Origin of the sequence: Rhodococcus sp. IEGM 1318 (assembly GCF_033142465.1) — a bacterium.
Lineage (GTDB): Bacteria > Actinomycetota > Actinomycetes > Mycobacteriales > Mycobacteriaceae > Rhodococcus_F > Rhodococcus_F qingshengii_B.
This window is the reverse complement of sequence record NZ_JAWLSC010000009.1, coordinates 196,761-213,487: the sequence shown is the minus strand read 5'-3', so window position 1 is coordinate 213,487 and position 16,727 is coordinate 196,761. Positions and strand designations below refer to the sequence as shown.

General features: G+C 62.2%; 14 protein-coding genes. 9 read left to right on the top strand and 5 right to left on the bottom strand.

Going from position 1 to position 16,727, the window contains the following annotated elements; all coding sequences use genetic code 11:
- Position 1: 1 nt before the first annotated feature.
- Positions 2-475, top strand: coding sequence for a DUF5709 domain-containing protein (locus R4P65_RS21555; RefSeq protein ID WP_317828038.1), 474 nt, complete (start codon positions 2-4; stop codon positions 473-475).
- Here the strand turns inward: R4P65_RS21555 and R4P65_RS21550 are convergent.
- Entirely contained in the window at positions 464-1,597 is a 1,134-nt protein-coding gene (locus tag R4P65_RS21550) for a GGDEF domain-containing protein (RefSeq protein ID WP_317828037.1), read from the bottom strand. The two genes, R4P65_RS21555 and R4P65_RS21550, sit on opposite strands and share 12 nt — an antisense overlap.
- 681 nt (positions 1,598-2,278) lie before the next feature.
- On the opposite strand from R4P65_RS21550, the gene R4P65_RS21545 reads away from it, so the two are divergent.
- Positions 2,279-2,992: a hypothetical protein gene (locus tag R4P65_RS21545; protein ID WP_317828036.1), complete on the top strand. Its 714-nt coding sequence runs from the start codon at positions 2,279-2,281 to the stop codon at positions 2,990-2,992.
- A 132-nt stretch (positions 2,993-3,124) separates the two neighbouring features.
- Here R4P65_RS21545 and R4P65_RS21540 read toward each other — a convergent pair whose 3' ends face one another.
- Positions 3,125-3,922, bottom strand: a complete 798-nt coding sequence (locus R4P65_RS21540) for a metalloregulator ArsR/SmtB family transcription factor (RefSeq protein ID WP_317828035.1) — start codon at positions 3,920-3,922, stop codon at positions 3,125-3,127.
- A 410-nt stretch (positions 3,923-4,332) separates the two neighbouring features.
- Between R4P65_RS21540 and R4P65_RS21535 the strand changes: the two genes are divergently transcribed.
- Positions 4,333-5,748, top strand: coding sequence for an NAD(P)/FAD-dependent oxidoreductase (locus R4P65_RS21535; protein WP_317828034.1), 1,416 nt, complete (start codon positions 4,333-4,335; stop codon positions 5,746-5,748).
- 68 nt (positions 5,749-5,816) lie between these two features.
- Here R4P65_RS21535 and R4P65_RS21530 read toward each other — a convergent pair whose 3' ends face one another.
- Together R4P65_RS21530 and R4P65_RS21525 are read right to left on the bottom strand one after the other, a co-directional pair.
- Entirely contained in the window at positions 5,817-6,245 is a 429-nt protein-coding gene (locus tag R4P65_RS21530; protein ID WP_003945020.1) for a PaaI family thioesterase, read from the bottom strand.
- A 236-nt stretch (positions 6,246-6,481) separates the two neighbouring features.
- Positions 6,482-7,264, bottom strand: a complete 783-nt coding sequence (locus tag R4P65_RS21525) for a hypothetical protein (RefSeq protein ID WP_317828033.1) — start codon at positions 7,262-7,264, stop codon at positions 6,482-6,484.
- A gap of 202 nt (positions 7,265-7,466) precedes the next feature.
- Here R4P65_RS21525 and R4P65_RS21520 point away from each other — a divergent pair, with 202 nt between their 5' ends.
- The 3 genes from R4P65_RS21520 to R4P65_RS21510 are packed head-to-tail and all read left to right on the top strand — an operon-like array spanning position 7,467 to position 10,863.
- Positions 7,467-8,927 carry a FecCD family ABC transporter permease gene (locus tag R4P65_RS21520; RefSeq protein ID WP_230815749.1) on the top strand — a complete coding sequence of 487 codons (1,461 nt, stop codon included), beginning with the start codon at positions 7,467-7,469 and terminating at the stop codon, positions 8,925-8,927.
- Complete coding sequence (locus R4P65_RS21515; RefSeq protein ID WP_317828032.1) at positions 8,924-10,015, top strand: FecCD family ABC transporter permease; 1,092 nt, start codon at positions 8,924-8,926, stop codon at positions 10,013-10,015. Before R4P65_RS21520 ends, R4P65_RS21515 begins: the two co-directional genes overlap by 4 nt.
- Positions 10,012-10,863: an ABC transporter ATP-binding protein gene (locus R4P65_RS21510; RefSeq protein ID WP_317828030.1), complete on the top strand. Its 852-nt coding sequence runs from the start codon at positions 10,012-10,014 to the stop codon at positions 10,861-10,863. Before R4P65_RS21515 ends, R4P65_RS21510 begins: the two co-directional genes overlap by 4 nt.
- Before the next feature lie 10 nt (positions 10,864-10,873).
- Here the strand turns inward: R4P65_RS21510 and R4P65_RS21505 are convergent, their stop codons facing one another.
- Positions 10,874-13,462, bottom strand: a complete 2,589-nt coding sequence (locus R4P65_RS21505; RefSeq protein WP_317828029.1) for a bifunctional lysylphosphatidylglycerol flippase/synthetase MprF — start codon at positions 13,460-13,462, stop codon at positions 10,874-10,876.
- Between the two features lie 177 nt (positions 13,463-13,639).
- Here R4P65_RS21505 and R4P65_RS21500 point away from each other — a divergent pair, with 177 nt between their 5' ends.
- The 3 genes from R4P65_RS21500 to R4P65_RS21490 all read left to right on the top strand — a co-directional run.
- Entirely contained in the window at positions 13,640-14,053 is a 414-nt protein-coding gene (locus tag R4P65_RS21500) for a BlaI/MecI/CopY family transcriptional regulator (RefSeq protein ID WP_003944876.1), read from the top strand.
- Between the two features lie 25 nt (positions 14,054-14,078).
- Complete coding sequence (locus R4P65_RS21495; RefSeq protein ID WP_230815619.1) at positions 14,079-15,032, top strand: M56 family metallopeptidase; 954 nt, start codon at positions 14,079-14,081, stop codon at positions 15,030-15,032.
- A 261-nt stretch (positions 15,033-15,293) separates the two neighbouring features.
- On the top strand, positions 15,294-16,727 hold a 1,434-nt coding region (locus R4P65_RS21490; RefSeq protein WP_317828028.1), incomplete at its 3' end, for a DEAD/DEAH box helicase.

Genomic DNA, 16,727 nt, shown 5'->3' with positions numbered 1-16,727 from the left:
TATGAGCGACACGGATGACACCGGCGCGGCCGGCAATGGCGATTACAGTCTCGACCCCGACGACCAGCTTCAACCCGAAGACACTCTGATCGATCGAGGCGTCGACGACATTCTCGACGAGGGAATCTCACCACCGGAACGCCCACTGGGACTTGATGCCCACGGGTTGACCGGCAGCGAGGAATCAGCGGGGGAGACCCTCGACGAGCGCTTGGCCGAGGAAGAACCCGATCCGTACGCGTCGCTGGGTGATCCGCTGAAGGATCCCACCGATGCCGACGAATTCGAACGGGAAGAAGAATTCCCGAACGGCGACGAAGTGGGTAACCGCCGCGTCGGGCGTCTCGTTGCCGAAGACGAGGGCCGATACGAAGACGAGGAAAGCGAGCTAATCGCCGGAGACGTCGGAATCGACGGCGGCGCAGCGTCGGCAGAGGAAGCCGCGATGCATCTGATCGACGACTCAGAGGACTGAACGACCGCCGACCTGTTGTGACTCTTGATCGGTGAGAACGATGGAATGGACGTGATTTCCGCCCATCCTCTTACTTTCGTACATCGCCGAATCGGCTAGGCGGTGTAGATCGTGCAGGCCGCTTTCTGCTGCCTGCACGTCCGGCCAGCCGCCGTTGTGTACGGCTATGCCGATGCTCGTCGTCGAGAGTGGTTCGCCCGTAGGGGAGTTCATGACGGGGTGAATCCGCGCGAGCAAGTCGCCGACATAGGGCAACGGCATCATCTGAACGACGACGAATTCGTCACCGCCGATACGAGCGATCGCTGCGTCCGATCTGGCCCAGTCGTGGAGTCGATACGCGGTCCGCAAGATGACGCGGTCACCCACGTCGTGACCGTAGGTGTCGTTGAAGTGTTTGAAATTGTCGATGTCGATCACCACAACCAGCAAAGACTGATCGAGGCTGGATTTCGCTTGTAGGAGTTCGGAAGTCCGCCGCGCCAGTCCACGCCGATTCAGCAGATCCGTCAATGGATCGAGTTCGGAGCTCTGCGCGTCGTTGCTCAGGAGCGCCAGAACAATCTGTGTGACGACCGGTATGACAGTGATAACAGGGATGGCAAAGGCAATGCGTCCCAGTACGTCTGAGGCTGACGAAGGCGCATCCGTGAAAACCCCGATGCTGGCGACAACGATAATCGCCCCGGACCACAGGAGGTGCCACAGTTGCGCTCGAAGGTTGTGAAAGAAGGCTACATACGAGCCGACGAGCCCGAAGACAAGACATCCGAGCAACCGCTGATCCGGATTCGCCTCGGCCAGCACGATCACCGCAACGGCGAAGTCCCCGCCAACGACTAAGAAATACGACCTTTCACGGGTAGTCGCAATGACCGGCAGGGCAATTCCGCCGATCATCACAAGCACTGCGACGACGACGTCCAACGGAAATCCGATGGTCTGTACCGAATGGGTGCCCAAACGCTTCAGCAGAATCGTGCCACCCAGGAGGAAAACCAATACGCCGATTCCAATCCGAGTCGGCATCAGAATTCCGTTGTCGCGCAAGAATCGCGTGAATCGGTCAAACTGGTCTGGCACTGCGAGCCAGCGGTGCACGACCTTGGGTGTGTCGCTCATCGCGGCCCCTGACCATGAGAAGCGGCCGGTCGAATACAACACATGCGGCGATAGTAGTCCGTGGCAATGACAATGGAACTGCACTCGCGTCCAGCCTGTCGCCCCCAATACGTCACAGTGACGAATTGAGGTCAGGTGGGTGGAGGTGGGCAAGTCGCGTTCATCAACACTAATCGACATCAGAGCGCCTATTGGACGATCTTGCTTCGTAACCGACTAGGTAACTCGGCGTAGTCGTAGTCGCCGGCAAGGCCAGATGGCCGTCGCTGGCAACTCGGCCGGCGACAGTCGAGGCGCAATGATCAAGTCACCCGAGGCGCTCAGTGATCTCGGACGGAAATGTGTAAACAGTAGGCAGCTGAACCGACAGATCGACATGGGTAGGTGACGTCGAAGATGAATACAAGAAACGGCACGTGAGCCGGATATCGCCAGGTCGACAATTTGCCGATAATCTACATTATGTCAAGTAATAGATATTCGAACGTCCCCCGTCAGCTCGTCCGCTAGCTTTACCCACATGGATTCCGTTGCGCTCGTCCTCGGCTCACCGCGTGGTCGTCGGGTCTGCGCGAACGTCGGGTACGCGTGCCACGCCAGCGCACGCACATCCGGTAGACACTGGCCTCAATCGACCGAACATGCGCTTGAAGTACTCGACACTGTTGACGTCCGAGCAAGGTGATCGCGGCATTGCGCCCGATCGCCCGAGCCCTTCTCGACTCGCCACACACCGCCTGGTGGACGGGGCCGGCTGACCTTCTGAACCAGAATCTGGTCGAAAAGCGAAACCCCATCTACGGCTGGTCGGAACTACCCTTGCGGATTTACCGTACAGAAGACGGCCTCGAACAGTGGCGCGCTGAGGTACTCGACTACGAACGCCAGTTTCTGGAATACCAGATCGAAGATCCGGACCGTCACATCGGCGGCGAATGGTGGTCTATCCCTTTTGCCAACGGCACAACCGAAACAACCAGGGCCCGCGATGGCATCGGGCCCCTCGGGGTGTTCCTCGAAGAAGACAGCTCCTCGAACGAGGCTCGGGTGCAGCCGGTTAGGACCTACGGTGCGCCCCGCATCTACGAGATCACCGGTCCGCAGGACTGGGCGAAACTGGTCGATACCTATCCCCTGCCCGTGCCCGCTTCACGTCGCTCCTTGTGGTATGACACGACCGGTGAGTACCGTGAATGGTTCATTCCGGACTGGGTTTCGGTGTCCGCGGATTACGACGCCGTCCACCTGACCATGATGGCTTATCTGACCACGCCAGGCCTCGCGATCCCGTTGTCGGCCAACGCAGGGGCCACCGTGCTCGCCGGGTGGGATCCGGACGCCACCTTCTGGCTACGAAGCAACAACATCACCGTCGACGGCGACCCGACGGGCTGACGTTCGGCGACATCGATTTCAGCAGGTGCGACCGCACGGCCGCCACCGCGCGGTGCCCTCGATCCCCTGTTGCAGGGTGAACGCCGGAACCCCCTCCTGCACAGGGCGCACGTTCGTCTTGCTCGACAACCGTCAACCGACCGGCATCTCCCACGGCGCCACCGGAAGCGTGTTTCCGGTCTCGAGATAGGACTTCAGGTTCGACAGCACCGCCGACCATCCGCCCGCTACCTCCATGCGAGCCGATTCGTCCGCCAGATCGGTGTGCTTGACGGTCAGACGCACAATCGCATCGAAGGATTCGATGTCGAAGCTCACCCGAGAGATGTCAACGCCCGGCTCGCCGTTCGGGTCAGCCCAGGTGGTGACCAACCTCGATGGCGGGTTGCTCTCGACCACGGTGCCGACTACATCCGCAATGTTCGAACCGTCGATCCGTTGATGCGCCCACGTTGATCCGGGCTGCCAATCGGAGACGTTGCTGTGTCCCCAATACTCCGCAGTGGCCTGTGCATCCGTGAGCGCTTTCCAGACGTTCTCGGCCGTGCTGGCGATGTAGGTGACATACACAAAACTGGGCTTGTCGGTCATGGCTTCCTCCGCGAGTTTTTTGACGGCACTGAGCGCATTCAGGCGCGGTACCTCGAACTTGTTGATCCATCGCTCTCGAATTTCTTCGAGCGCAACGGGATTGAGATAGTGAAGTTTGGATCTCCCCTGCCGAACCGTGCTGATCAGATTTGCTTCCTCGAGCGCGGTGAGGTGTTGCGTGACAGCTTGTCGACTCATGTCGAGGCTGTCGCACAGCTCTCCGAGCGACTGACCGTTGGCTACGAACAAGCGGTCCAGAAGAAGCCTCCGTGTCGGATCGGCAAGAGCTTTGAACACTGCATTCATCCGGTCGACCACAACCTCACAATATGCAAGCATTTACTTGCATGTCAATGGTTGGGCGTGCCGGGTTTCCGAAGTAGGGATCAATGAGGTGTGATGTCACTAGGCAGATGTGATCTGAATCCCGGATCGCAGTACACGAGAGGTTGGGCACATGGACTGGGCAGCAATTGGAGTAGGTGTCGGTTATGCGTCGGTGGCCCTGTCGATCCTGGTTTTCGTCGGCGGGTGCATCGCGCTGTTCATCTTGTCGGTCCGCCAGTAGCCGACACCTCGACAAAGTGGTGATCACCCCCGGCTCGGCGAAGCCGATCGCATCGGGAGTGATCACCACCGGGGCCGCTTGATCGATTCGGACCCAGCTGCGCTCGATGGGCTGCTCGCAGAGAAGCTCGGCCGCGGTGGGACTACCGTAGGACTGTCGCCTAGAACTCGAGGAGTACGGAATGAGCATCCAGTCGGTTGAACCGCACCGCCACCGCGTAGTGGTGATCGGTTCCGGCTTCGGAGGATTGTTCGGCACTCAGGCTCTCAAAAAAGCCGATGCCGACATCACGATGATCGCGCGTACAACCCACCATCTGTTTCAGCCTCTCCTCTATCAGGTTGCCACCGGCATCCTCTCGGTCGGGGACATCGCTCCCGCTACGAGGCTCGTGCTGCGCAAGCAGAAGAACGCCCAGGTACTGCTCGGTGAAGTCGAGACGATCGACCTCGAGAACCGGACTGTGACCTCGCGCCTGCTCGAACGCGTCACGGTAACGCCATTCGACAGTCTGATCGTGGCAGCAGGTGCCGGTCAGTCGTACTTCGGTAACGATCAGTTCGCAGAATTCGCCCCGGGTATGAAAACAATCGACGATGCCCTCGAACTGCGTGGACGTATCCTCGGCGCGTTCGAACAGGCCGAGCTGTCGGACGATCCTGCCGAGCGCGCGCGCTTGCTGACCTTCGTCGTGGTCGGCGCCGGCCCCACTGGCGTGGAGTTGGCCGGACAGATCGCCGAGCTTTCCCGCCGAACGCTCGACGGCGCTTTCCGCAAGATCGATCCGCGTGAGGCACGTGTTGTGCTCCTGGACGGCGCGCCTGCAGTCCTACCCGTGTACGGCGGCAAGCTCAGCCGTAAGGCAGCCGAGACGCTCGAGAAGCTCGGCGTAGAGATCCAGCTCGACGCGATGGTCACCGACGTCGACAACGACGGTCTGATCATCAAGGAGAAGGACGGCACGCTTCGCCGTATCGAGTCGCAGTGCAAGGTGTGGTCTGCCGGAGTTCAGGCGAGCCCGCTCGGGAAGCAGCTCGCAGAGCAGAGCGGCGGAGAAACCGACCGCGCCGGCCGAGTGATGGTCAATCCTGACCTGTCGCTTCCCGGACACCCCAATGTCTTTGTCATCGGCGACATGATGTCGCTCGACAAGCTTCCCGGTTTAGCTCAGGTCGCCATGCAGGGAGGCAAGTACGCGGCTAAGCAGATCAAGGCGGAACTGAATGGTCAGTCCCCCTCGGCGCGAGTTCCGTTCAAGTACTTCGACAAGGGCAGCATGGCAACGATCTCGCGCTTCAGCGCGGTAGCCAAGGTAGGCAAGCTCGAGATCAGTGGTTTCATCGGATGGGTTGCCTGGCTGGCAATTCACCTTCTGTACCTAGTTGGATTCCGTTCGCGCGCCTCGACGCTCTTGTCATGGGCGGTGACGTTCTTCGGGCGTGGCCGTGCTCAGATGGCGTCCACCGAGCAGCAGGTCTTCGCGCGAAACGCGATGGGCGAATTGGAGAAGAAGAACAAGGAAGCGACGACGGCCGGCAGCGCCTCCAACGACGAGTCGAAGAAGACCGCAGGCAAGCAACAGAAGGCTGCCGGCTGATCAGCACCTGAGTCAACAACGAAGGGCGGCAGTGGAGTTGAACTACATTGCCGCCCTTTACCGTGTTCTCAGTTTCCGATCTTCGCCACCTCGGTGATGTTCGCGAGGCGAACCTGTCCCTTGGAGACGAGTCTGTCGTTCTCGTCGGTGATGCGAACCTCCCAGAGTTGCTGAGTGCGTCCGCGATGAATCGGGGTGGCTTCTGCGGTGAGTGTGCCTTCCCTCGTTGCACGCAGGAAGTCGGTGTTGTTGTTGACTCCGACCACGTGGCCTCGCTCGCCCAGCCACACGGTGCCACCGACGCTGGCGAGAGACTCCACCACCGAGCAGTACACGCCTCCGTGCTGAATCCCTGCGGGCTGGTGCAGCGTGGGCTTGACCGTCCATTGCGCCCGCACACGATCTGGGCTCAGTTCGGTGTATTCCAGGCCGATGGTGGCGTCGAAGCCCGTTCCGAGCCGTTTCATCATCTCTGCGGTCTCAGCAGTGTCGACCATGCCATCTCCATCTATGATTCTCCGGCGCCGGTGTGGCAGCCACTCCCTACTTGATTACACGAGAGGTAACTCGAGGTTGGAATCAGGTCTGAAAAAAGAACCGGCGGGTTTCACATCGATCGATGTGAAACCCGCCGTGGGAAGGACCGGGAGTCTCTGCAGCCCTCAGGACTCCGGCGCGGTCCGGCAGTTTCGCCACTCTCGCGGTGTGTAACTCTCCGCAAGGTGTTTCACAATCATAGGCAAGGCTGACCTAATTTAGCAAGCCCTTCGTCAAACTGGTTCCAGCGAGGACGCAGCGAGACCCTACGGCGCGCGCGAACCGGCAACCCGGCTGCGACAAAGGCGTCGAGGAGTCCCTGTCCACGGCGCTGCGCTACCGATTCGCCATCACCGACCAGGATGGGGACATAAGCGGCTGCACCCAGGATCGACTCCCCGACCAGTCCCCAGAATCTGAACTGGTCGACGGGCGCACATCTGGCCACGGCGTCGTAGATGGCGCGCAGCGACGTCAGGCAACGGTGTGCAGTCCAGATGAGGAGGGCCTCTTCACATGGCATGTCGACGACGCCGTCACTTCCGGACTCTCGCCCGTTGGGTGCCACACGAAGCGTTTCGTCGACCACGCCTGCCCAGTCGATTCCGCCGTCGCTGTCCATGTGGATGAACAGGTTTTCGAGCCCCGGGTCCCAGGCGGACCCCTCGGAGACGATGGATGCGGCAACTCTGCCGACCACGGCATGAATGAGCGACGTCGCAACCTGTATCGCGGCAGCTTCAGCACTGTCGAGATCCTGAAGTGAGCGGGCGAACATCTGTTGCACCCGATCCCCACACAAGCCTTCACTGAGCTGCCACCAGCGCCGTTTACCTTCGCCTGCCATGGCGGCAACCGCGTAGACGCGCGGATAGTCAGGGTTGAGTGCTCGTAGGCGAACGCTGGTGCGGCTCAATGCGTTCGACCGGAGTTCGAATTCACGAACATCCGCATGCTGGGTGGTCAAGGTGATTGTCACCGTGCACTCCAATCGGCCGAAGTTGTCTTGTGGTTCTTAATGTAGGTTAGCCTCACCATAATTCAAGAGTAAAGAACTGTGACGCTTGGCACCGCAAATACACAGGAACTTGCCCCACAGGGAGCACGCCCACATAGGGTTCCGTAACCTAAGATGCGAATTCCCTGCGCACAAAGACCAGGAGCTCGAACCGCCAGTGACGATGATCAAACCTCTCGGGAACGGACATCCCCGAGGACCCAGCGAGACGTACGGACGGCGCATAGTGCCGCGCGGCCCGGCTCCTGTCCGAATGCGTGTCCTAGCTGGGATTTTCGACGCGGGGGTGTTCCTGCTTCCCTTGCTCGTCGGCTGGTACATCGTTCAGTCGCTCCGAGACGAGAACGGTGGCGGCGAAGCCGACCGCGCCGTATTCGGTGGCACGGCAATAGCCATCGCCGTCGGTCTCCTTGTGTGGAACCTCGGATTCCGCGAAGGTGCCACGGGCCGGACCTCTGGAAAGGGATGGGTAGGTCTGGTCACGCGTGACGCGAAGACAAAGCAACCCATCGGTGTTCGCCGGGCTCTGCGCAGGCCGTTCGATCGAACCGGTATCGAGGTGGTCCGTGAAAGCACGGCGCGCGAAGAAGGGTTCGAGGAACTCGCGCGTGACAACAGTGTCGGGGCAACTCGTCGTCGCCGGCTGATCGGTCTTGCGGTGCTGACGGTTCTTCTCGCGCTCGTCATGCTCGCGAGCATCGCGGTGGGTGCTCGGCCGCTGACGTTTGCCGAGATCTTCCACGCCATCTTCAGCTCGGACGGTACCCAGACGGACATCATCGTGCGAACGTTGCGTGCTCCGCGGACCATCCTGGGTCTTGTTGTCGGCATCGCACTCGGTATCGCCGGCGCCCTGATTCAGGGACACACGCGTAACCCGTTGGCGGATGCCGGTCTACTCGGGCTCAATGCCGGCGCGGCGTTCTTCGTTGTCATGGCGATCTATCTCTTCGGCTTCACCGCACCGAGTCAGTACCTCTGGTTCGCGTTTGCAGGATCGTTCGTCGCCAGCATCGTCGTCTTCGGCTTGTCCTCGATCGGGAACGGCGGCGCAAGTCCTCTGAGTTTGGCTCTGGCGGGCGCAGCCGTCGCGTTTTTCCTGCAAGCCATGACCAATGCCGTGATCATTCTCGACCAGACCAGCCTGGACGCCTACCGTTTCTGGGTAGTCGGGTCGGTGTCCGGTCGCGGGTTCGACGTTCTCTGGCAGGTCCTCCCCTTCCTGATACTCGGTTTGGTCATCGCCCTGGCAAGTACGCCGGGGCTCAATGTCCTCAGCCTGGGTGAAGACGTCGCAAAAGCGTTGGGAACGAACATCGCGTTCAGTCGCACACTCGGCATCATCGCGATCACCCTGCTGACCGGCGCCGCAACTGCAGCGTGTGGACCGATCGCGTTCATCGGATTGGTGGTCCCCCACGTGGCCCGGGCCATCACCGGACCCGACTACCGCTGGCTGGTCCCGTACGCGGGGTTGCTCGGTGCGGTCATGCTGATCACCGCGGACATCATCGGTCGCGTAGTCGTGCGCCCCGGTGAGTTGCAGGTCGGAATCATCCTGGCCCTCTTCGGCGCCCCGTTCTTCATCGCTCTCGTACGCCGCAGGAAGTTGGCAAGTCTGTGACGCTCAAGCAAGAACTCCGGGTACTCCCCCGGACCGTCCCCTCACGTAAGTCGATTCGTGTCGGTGGATTCTCGCTGGTCTACCGTCCGCTCGCGGTGTCGGTGAGCATTGCACTCGCGGTCGCACTCTTCCTTCTGCTCTGCATCAACATCGGACGCGGCGACTATCCGATCTCGATCCCCGATGTCATTTCCGTCCTGCTGGGTAATGGAAGCAAGACACAGAACCTGATCGTCTTCGACCTCCGACTTCCTCGCTCGCTCACCGCGCTCTTCATCGGTATGGCACTCGGCATCGCCGGTGCGGTCACCCAGACGATCGCTCGCAACGCCCTCGCAAGCCCCGATATCCTCGGAATCACGGCCGGATCGAGTGCTGCCGCGGTTGCTCTCATCGTGCTCGGCGGCGGCGGATCGTTCGTGGGACTGCTTGCCACACTGGGGATTCCGTTAGCCGCACTCTGTGGCGGACTGCTGACAGCAGTGGTGATCTACGCCTTGGCATGGCGCAAAGGCGTCGAGGGGTTCCGCCTCATCCTGATCGGCATCGGCATCAACGCCATGCTCGTGGCAGCGACGGGGTGGCTCCTCATCTCGGCGGACATCAACGACGCTTCCCGCGCACAGGTGTGGCTCAACGGTTCTCTCAACGGTGCCACCTGGAATCAGATGTGGCCGGTAGCCATCGCTGTCGCGGTAGTCGGCGGTTACGCGGTGATCGCCTCGTTCACGATGGGAGCGCTGCGGTTAGGCGACGACAACGCCACCTCACTCGGTGTTCGCTTGCAATCATCGCAGGCCAAACTGTTGCTCTCCGCAGTGGCGCTGGCCGCCATCGCAACCGCTGCAGCAGGTCCGGTCGGCTTCGTCGCCCTGGCTGCGCCACAGGTCGCCATGCGTCTGGTGCGCTCTGCCGGCCCGCCCATCGTGGCTTCCGCGCTGACCGGTGCTGTACTGGTGGTCGGCAGCGACGTCATCGCTCGAACAATTCTGCCTGTGGAACTCCCTGTCGGAATCGTGACTTCCGCACTGGGTGGTCCGTTCTTGCTCTACCTGTTGGTTCGTAACAATCGGAAGGTCACAGCATGACCACCATCGCCCAGTCCACCGATGCCCCTTCGCGTCTCGTCGCGCAGAATCTGACGCTCGGGTACGGGGATCGCATCATCGTCGACGGGCTCGATCTCGAGATCCCCACCGGCGTGATCACGACGGTCATCGGACCCAACGGTTGCGGCAAGTCGACACTTCTACGCGCGCTGGGCCGTCTACTCAAGCCCAAGGGTGGATCGGTCATCCTCGACGGCAAGGCGATCAGTTCGATGAAGACCAAGGAAGTCGCGCGGGTCCTCGGAATGCTCCCCCAGGCTCCGGTAGCGCCCGAAGGGCTCACCGTCGCCGATCTGGTCTCACGTGGACGCCACCCGCACCAGTCGTGGATTCGGCAGTGGTCCGCGGACGACGAGGGCGAGGTCGCCGAGGCACTCGAGCTGACCGGTGTCTCGGACCTTGCAGATCGGCCGGTCGATCAATTGTCCGGTGGCCAGCGTCAGCGGGCCTGGATCTCGATGGCTCTCGCCCAGGGGACCGACATCCTGCTCCTCGACGAGCCCACCACGTACCTCGACCTTGCGCACTCGATGGAAGTCCTCGACCTGGTGGATCAACTCCACGAGGAAATGGGGCGCACCGTGGTGATGGTTCTGCACGACCTCAATCTCGCAGTTCGGTACAGCGATCATCTGATCGTGATGCGCGACGGCGCCGTCGTCGCTTCGGGAGTCCCCAAGGACATCATTTCCGCGGAACTTCTGCTCGAGGTATTCGGTCTCGAAGCTGCGGTCATCGACGATCCGGTCTCGGATCGGCCCCTGATCGTCCCGATCGGCACCCGGCACGTCTTCGGCGCTGTCGGCGGGCCGGCCAGGCCCGCCTGAAGATCGCGAATCAGCGACCCAGAATCGTCCGAACGAGTTTGAATCCCTGACCGATCGACACGGTCGGCAGATACGCCCGCCCGACCGCGTTGCCGATGCTCGGTAACGCGGCCGGATCGGCAAACGTCATGTGCATCGGCACGTACCGGGGTTGGAACTTCGATTTGAAGGCCAGCAGCGATCGGAAGCCGTACACCGGTTCCAGTGTGCGACCGAGCAGATCAAGGACGCTGTCCATCATCGCCGAGAAGGTCGTGGCCTCAGGTTCGGCTGCGTTGGTCTCGGCTGCGTCCGTAGTGGAGTCGGCGGCGATTGTTGCCAACGGCGCACCGGACAGACTGAGGAACTCGACACCCTCCTCCTCCAATTTCAGTGCGGCAGAAGCAATGAGGAACTCCATCGCGGGACGGAACCCTTCGGAGCGTCGCCTCATGAAGTCGAGGGTCCAGCCGACGACCTTGCCGTCGCGGTGCACCGGCAGCCACGACGTGACACCGTGCACCGTGCGATCCTCGTCCACGGCGATCAGGCAGCGCACCGCCTCGTCGTCGACCTCGTCGAGTCCGCCGAGAGTGAAGCCCATCTCGGGCATCCCCTTGTCCGCTACCCATTCTTCCGAGATCGCGACGATCTGATCCTTGATCGCGAGAGGCGCGTGTGGGAAGGAAATCCACTCGGCCGTGATCCCGGACTTCTTCGCCCGATTCAGTGCCGTGCGCACGTCCTGGAACCGCTTGCCCGTGAACGCGATTCCCCCAAGATCGAGCACTGTTTCCTCAGCGACCTGTAGGCCGCTCCAGCCCATGGAATCGGTAATGGTGCGTGCGTCGTCGGTCACCGAGTAGAAGCACGGGATCCAACCGTTCGACGACGCGAACTCGGCGAACCCCTCGATCGCTGCGCGCATCCGATCTGGAGGACCGACTGGGTCACCGGTGGTGAGTGCGACTCCGGCGATGACACGGTAGGCGACGTAGCTCGAACCGTCTGCACTGAACCAGTAGGTGTTGCCCTTCCAGGTCGTCATCCACGACAACGGACTGCCGGTGCCGGCGAGCAACATCGATCGCGCACGTTCGGCGGCTTTCGGATCAGCGGTCTTGACGGGCTTGAGGAAGCTCACGAAGACCAGCACGGCAGCAACGCCCCAGAACACGACGCCGGTCCACTCGAACAGCAACGTCGACTCGATGTCCACGGGAAGGAGGCGCGGGTCGATCAACTGCAGGTACACCGGCGGCACGAGGCGCTGCGGGAAGTCTGCGAGCAGCATGGTGACAGTGGGCTCGCGGTCGAACCCGTGCCTGGCGAGCATTCCGCCGCCCACGTAGATCACGGCGAGGACCCCGAGCAACGTCACGATCGCGACGCCCAAGCGTCTGTATGTCTTGGCCGGGGCTGCCACGTCGAAGTATCGGCGTGTGGAGATCAACAGGATCAGCACGAACAGCGGCGTCAGGAACGGCACGAGTGTCCGGTACACGTTCGGATCGCTGATTCCGTAGAACAGACTGTCGCTGTCCACGGCGTCGACGAACCTGATGACGAAGTTCCCGATCGAGAGGACGAGCAGGACCACCTGGGCGCACACGGTCGCCATCCAGGCGAATCTGCGGCCACGACGCAGCCCGTCGCTCAGCACCAGAACAAAAATCGACGGCATCAGCGAGAGCAGGGTCGGCCCGACACCGGAGAGTCGGAGCTCGAGGAGACCTCGTCGACAGTCCGGGTCCGACGCGGACTCGGCGCACAGTTCTCGAACCTCGGCCACCGTCCACGGAACTCCGCGGAAGAGGTCACGCAGGACGGCAAGTGGACCTACCGCTTGCGGGGACAGCGCGGCGATCATCGGGCCGATCGCACTGGCCGCCACGACGATGGCCACGAGGACGCGGCCCTCCCGCTGGGTCCCGGCAATTCGCTCACCGCGAGCCGACCGCCCCACGACCCATTGGCCGATCACCAGACCTACGACGGAGGCGAAGAACCTGATGACATCTTGAAGCTGGCCGCTGAACAGGGCCAAGGTGATCGTCAAAGCCAGGGTTCCGACGCGGATGCGTCGACGCCACAGTGTGCCCATGTTCGAGCTGGCGGCCATGGCGGCGCCGACGATCCATGCACTCGCGCCGACAGCGGAGCCGACGTGTAGGCGGAACCCCCAGTTGGAGTCGAACACCTTCGCGAACGATGCCCAGCCGAGGCCGAGGAGCACACCGAGGATTTGGGTGCTCGCTCCGGCGATTGCGAGCTTGACGGTCCCCATGCGCCGCTCGAGGGGCGCAGCGACCGCGATCAGGAGCACGCTCGCACCGATGTACCCGAGCAGGTTTCCCGCCCACAGAGTGGAGGTGAGCGGAGTCCAGATGCGACCGTGCTGGATCGAGCCTATTCCCGCGCCGATCGCGTGCTCGAGATCGCGGGACGGTCCGTGCACGAGACTGCCGGTGGCAGCGCCCAGGATCCACATGGTGAGAAGTAGAACGACCGTCAACGGGGCGTCGCGAATGCCGAAACGAACGATGTCGGCAGATTTCTGCGCGACTGCCCATGCCCGTGATGTGGATTCTTCGGCGCCCGGCGAACTGTCGATCGTCATCTACGTGCGGCTACTTTCTGCGGATCGACTGTGGGCTTGCTCAGTATCGGGCATTTCTCGCTGCTCTCACCACCGTAACCGTCATGCAGATCACTATGGCCAATACCACACCCCCACCGAGGTGGTTACTACTACCAGTAGTACGTATTTCGTCGTGGAAGTCCGTAGAATCGAGGAATGGCAGGTCTAGGTGAACTCGAACGCGCGGTGATGGATCATTTGTGGTCCACATCAGAGCCGCAAACTGTGCGACAGGTGCATGAAGCACTCGCGACGCATCGCGAATTGGCGTACACGACGGTCATGACCGTTCTGCAGCGCCTGGCGAAGAAGCATCTGGTGATTCAGCAGCGTGACGATCGAGCGCATCGCTATCTTCCCGTCAACAAGCGCGAAGAACTGGTTGCGAGCCTGATGGTCGACGCTCTCGCCCAGGCTCCGGAGTCCGGCGGTCGCGCTGCGGCACTCGTTCACTTCGTGGGCCAGGTCAATGCCGACGAAGCAGATGCTCTCCGCGAAGCGCTCGCTGCCCTCGAAGTGCGCGAGTCCGCGAAAAAGGCTGCGCAGCCCGGAATTTCTAGGCCGAACTGAATTCGTCGTGCATGATGTGTAGGACATGAACGCCACTACTGCACTGGTTTTCGGACTGCTTGCCTTGTTGCTGGCCGGTCCGGTACCCGCACTCCTGAGCCGCTCGACGTGGCCTTACCGCGCTCCACGCGCGGCGTTGGTTCTGTGGCAAGCCGTCGCAATAGCTGCGGTGTTGTCGGCATTCAGCTCGGGCCTGGCCATTGCCAGCCAGCTGCTCGTTCCCGGCGCTGACGGAAGGCCGACGACGGCTCCGACGGCCGAGATCGACGCCCTCGGGTTGCCGCTGTGGATTCTGTACGTGGTTGTTTTTGCCCTGACGCTTCTGATCGGCGCAAAGCTGATCTTCTCGGTCATCCAGGTCGCCGTGAGGACCAGGCGTCGCCGTGCACGTCACCGTGTGTTGGTCGACTTACTCGACGATTGCGCCATGCCCGCCTCGGTCGAACGCACACCCGACCTGCGAGTGCTCGACGTCGACGAACCGATCGCCTACTGCCTGCCTGGCCTGCGTCAACGAGTGGTCCTCAGTCAAGGCACTCTGCAGAACCTCGATCATGCCGAGGTCAAGGCCATCCTCACGCACGAGCGTTCGCACTTGCGGGCTCGTCACGATCTCGTCCTCGAGGCATTCACCGCCGTCAACCACGCGTTCCCCCGTTTCGTCCGTAGCAAGTCGGCTCTCGGATCCGTACAGCTCCTGGTTGAGTTACTCGCCGATGATTCGGCAGTCCGCGCTACCGGACCGACTCCCCTGGCGCGAGCACTGGTCGCGTGTGCCGGATCGACCGCACCGCGCGGAGCGATGGCAGCGGGCGGTCCGTCAACGCTCATTAGAGTGCAGCGCCTCTCGGCTGACGATGCCGATCCCCGGATTGCGATTTTTGCGTATCTGGGGGCGGTCGCCATTCTTGTGGTGCCCACCGTGGCTGTGGCAGTGCCCTGGCTCACCGAACTTCGCCTGCTTTTCAACGCCTACTGAGTCTTGACCAGCGCAACCACGTGCAGTAGTGCAGGTCACAGCCGGGGTTACCTGACTTAGACCTAGCCGGTGGCGTAGAGTGGACCACGGCCACCATCGTGGTCCGTCAACATATAACGGCACACAGCCCAATTCCCCGCAGTATGCGTTCGGATTGCCAGGTGACATGTGCCCTGGCTCGTCCCTTTGCGAACTGTGTCGTGTATTTCAGCATGGCTTCTTCCGCTCCGCGACGTGCCCGTAGTCCGGAGAGGTTTCCGCGTGACCAACGCTGTCCAAATGTCGTCTTCCGAGAACATCGAAGACACCACCATCAACACCCCCGCTGCCGAAGAAGCAGTCGCCACCGAGCCGGGTATCACCTTCGCCGAGATCGGCCTGCCCGAGCAGCTTGTTGCCGCATTGGCGCGCAACTCCATCACCGTCCCGTCTCCCATCCAGGCGCAGTCCATTCCGGACGCGCTCGCCGGAACCAATGTTCTGGGCCGCGCACAGACCGGATCGGGCAAGACCCTCGCATTCGGCCTGCCGATGCTGACCCGCCTCTCGCGTCACGAGGATCGCCCGGCCGCCAAGCGTCCCCGTGCACTCGTGCTCGTCCCCACCCGTGAGCTTGCTTTCCAGGTGGTCGACTCCCTCAACTCCTACGCCGGCGCACTCGGACTCACGGTTCGTCCCGCTGTCGGTGGAACGCCGTTCGCCAAGCAGGTCGATCAGCTCCGCCGCGGCGTCGACGTTCTCGTCGCCACCCCGGGTCGTCTCGGCGACCACCTGCGTCAGGGCACCTGCATCCTCGACTCGGTGGAAATCACCGCACTCGACGAGGCCGACCAGATGGCGGACATGGGCTTCCTGCCCGAGGTTCGCTCGATCCTCGGTGAGACCCCCGCGGACGGACAGCGCCTGCTGTTCTCGGCAACCCTCGACCGTGAGGTCCAGTCGCTGGTTCGTCAGTTCCTGGCCAACCACGTCACGCACTCCACCGAAGACGGTCGCGCGAGCGTCGACACGATGGAGCACTACGTCCTCCTCGTCGACCGCGGCCAGAAGGATTCCGTCCTCTCCGAGATCGGTGCCCGCGACGGACGCACGATCATGTTCGCCCGCACCAAGCTCGGTTGCGAGGGAATCACCGACCGCCTCCGCGCAGTCGGCATCGCCGCCGAGTCGCTTCACGGCGGCAAGGCACAGAACCAGCGCACCCGCGTCCTCGAGCGCTTCAAGAACGGTCGCACCCCGGTTCTCGTTGCCACTGACGTCGCCGCACGCGGAATCCATGTCGACGGAATCGATCTGGTTGTTCACGTCGATCCCCCGGCCGATCACAAGGATTACCTGCACCGCGCCGGCCGCACGGCTCGCGCCGGCGAGAAGGGCACCGTCGTGGCCATCGTGCTCCCGAATCAGAAGCGTGGGTTCAAGCGCCTGACCGGAATGGCCGGCGTCAATGCCGCTGCCGTTCCCGTGACCCCGGGTTCTGCTGAGCTGGCTCGTATCACCGGCGCCAAGAAGCCGACCGGAGAACCGTTGCGCGAGAGCTCTTCTCGTGGCGAGCGTTCCTTCGGCGATCGTGGCGGAAGCCGCGGCGGCTACCAGGGCAACCGCTCTTCCGGCGGCTACCAGGGCAACCGTTCCTCGGGTGGGTACCAGGGCAACCGCGACGGCGAGAGCCGCGGTGGATACCAGGGCAACCGC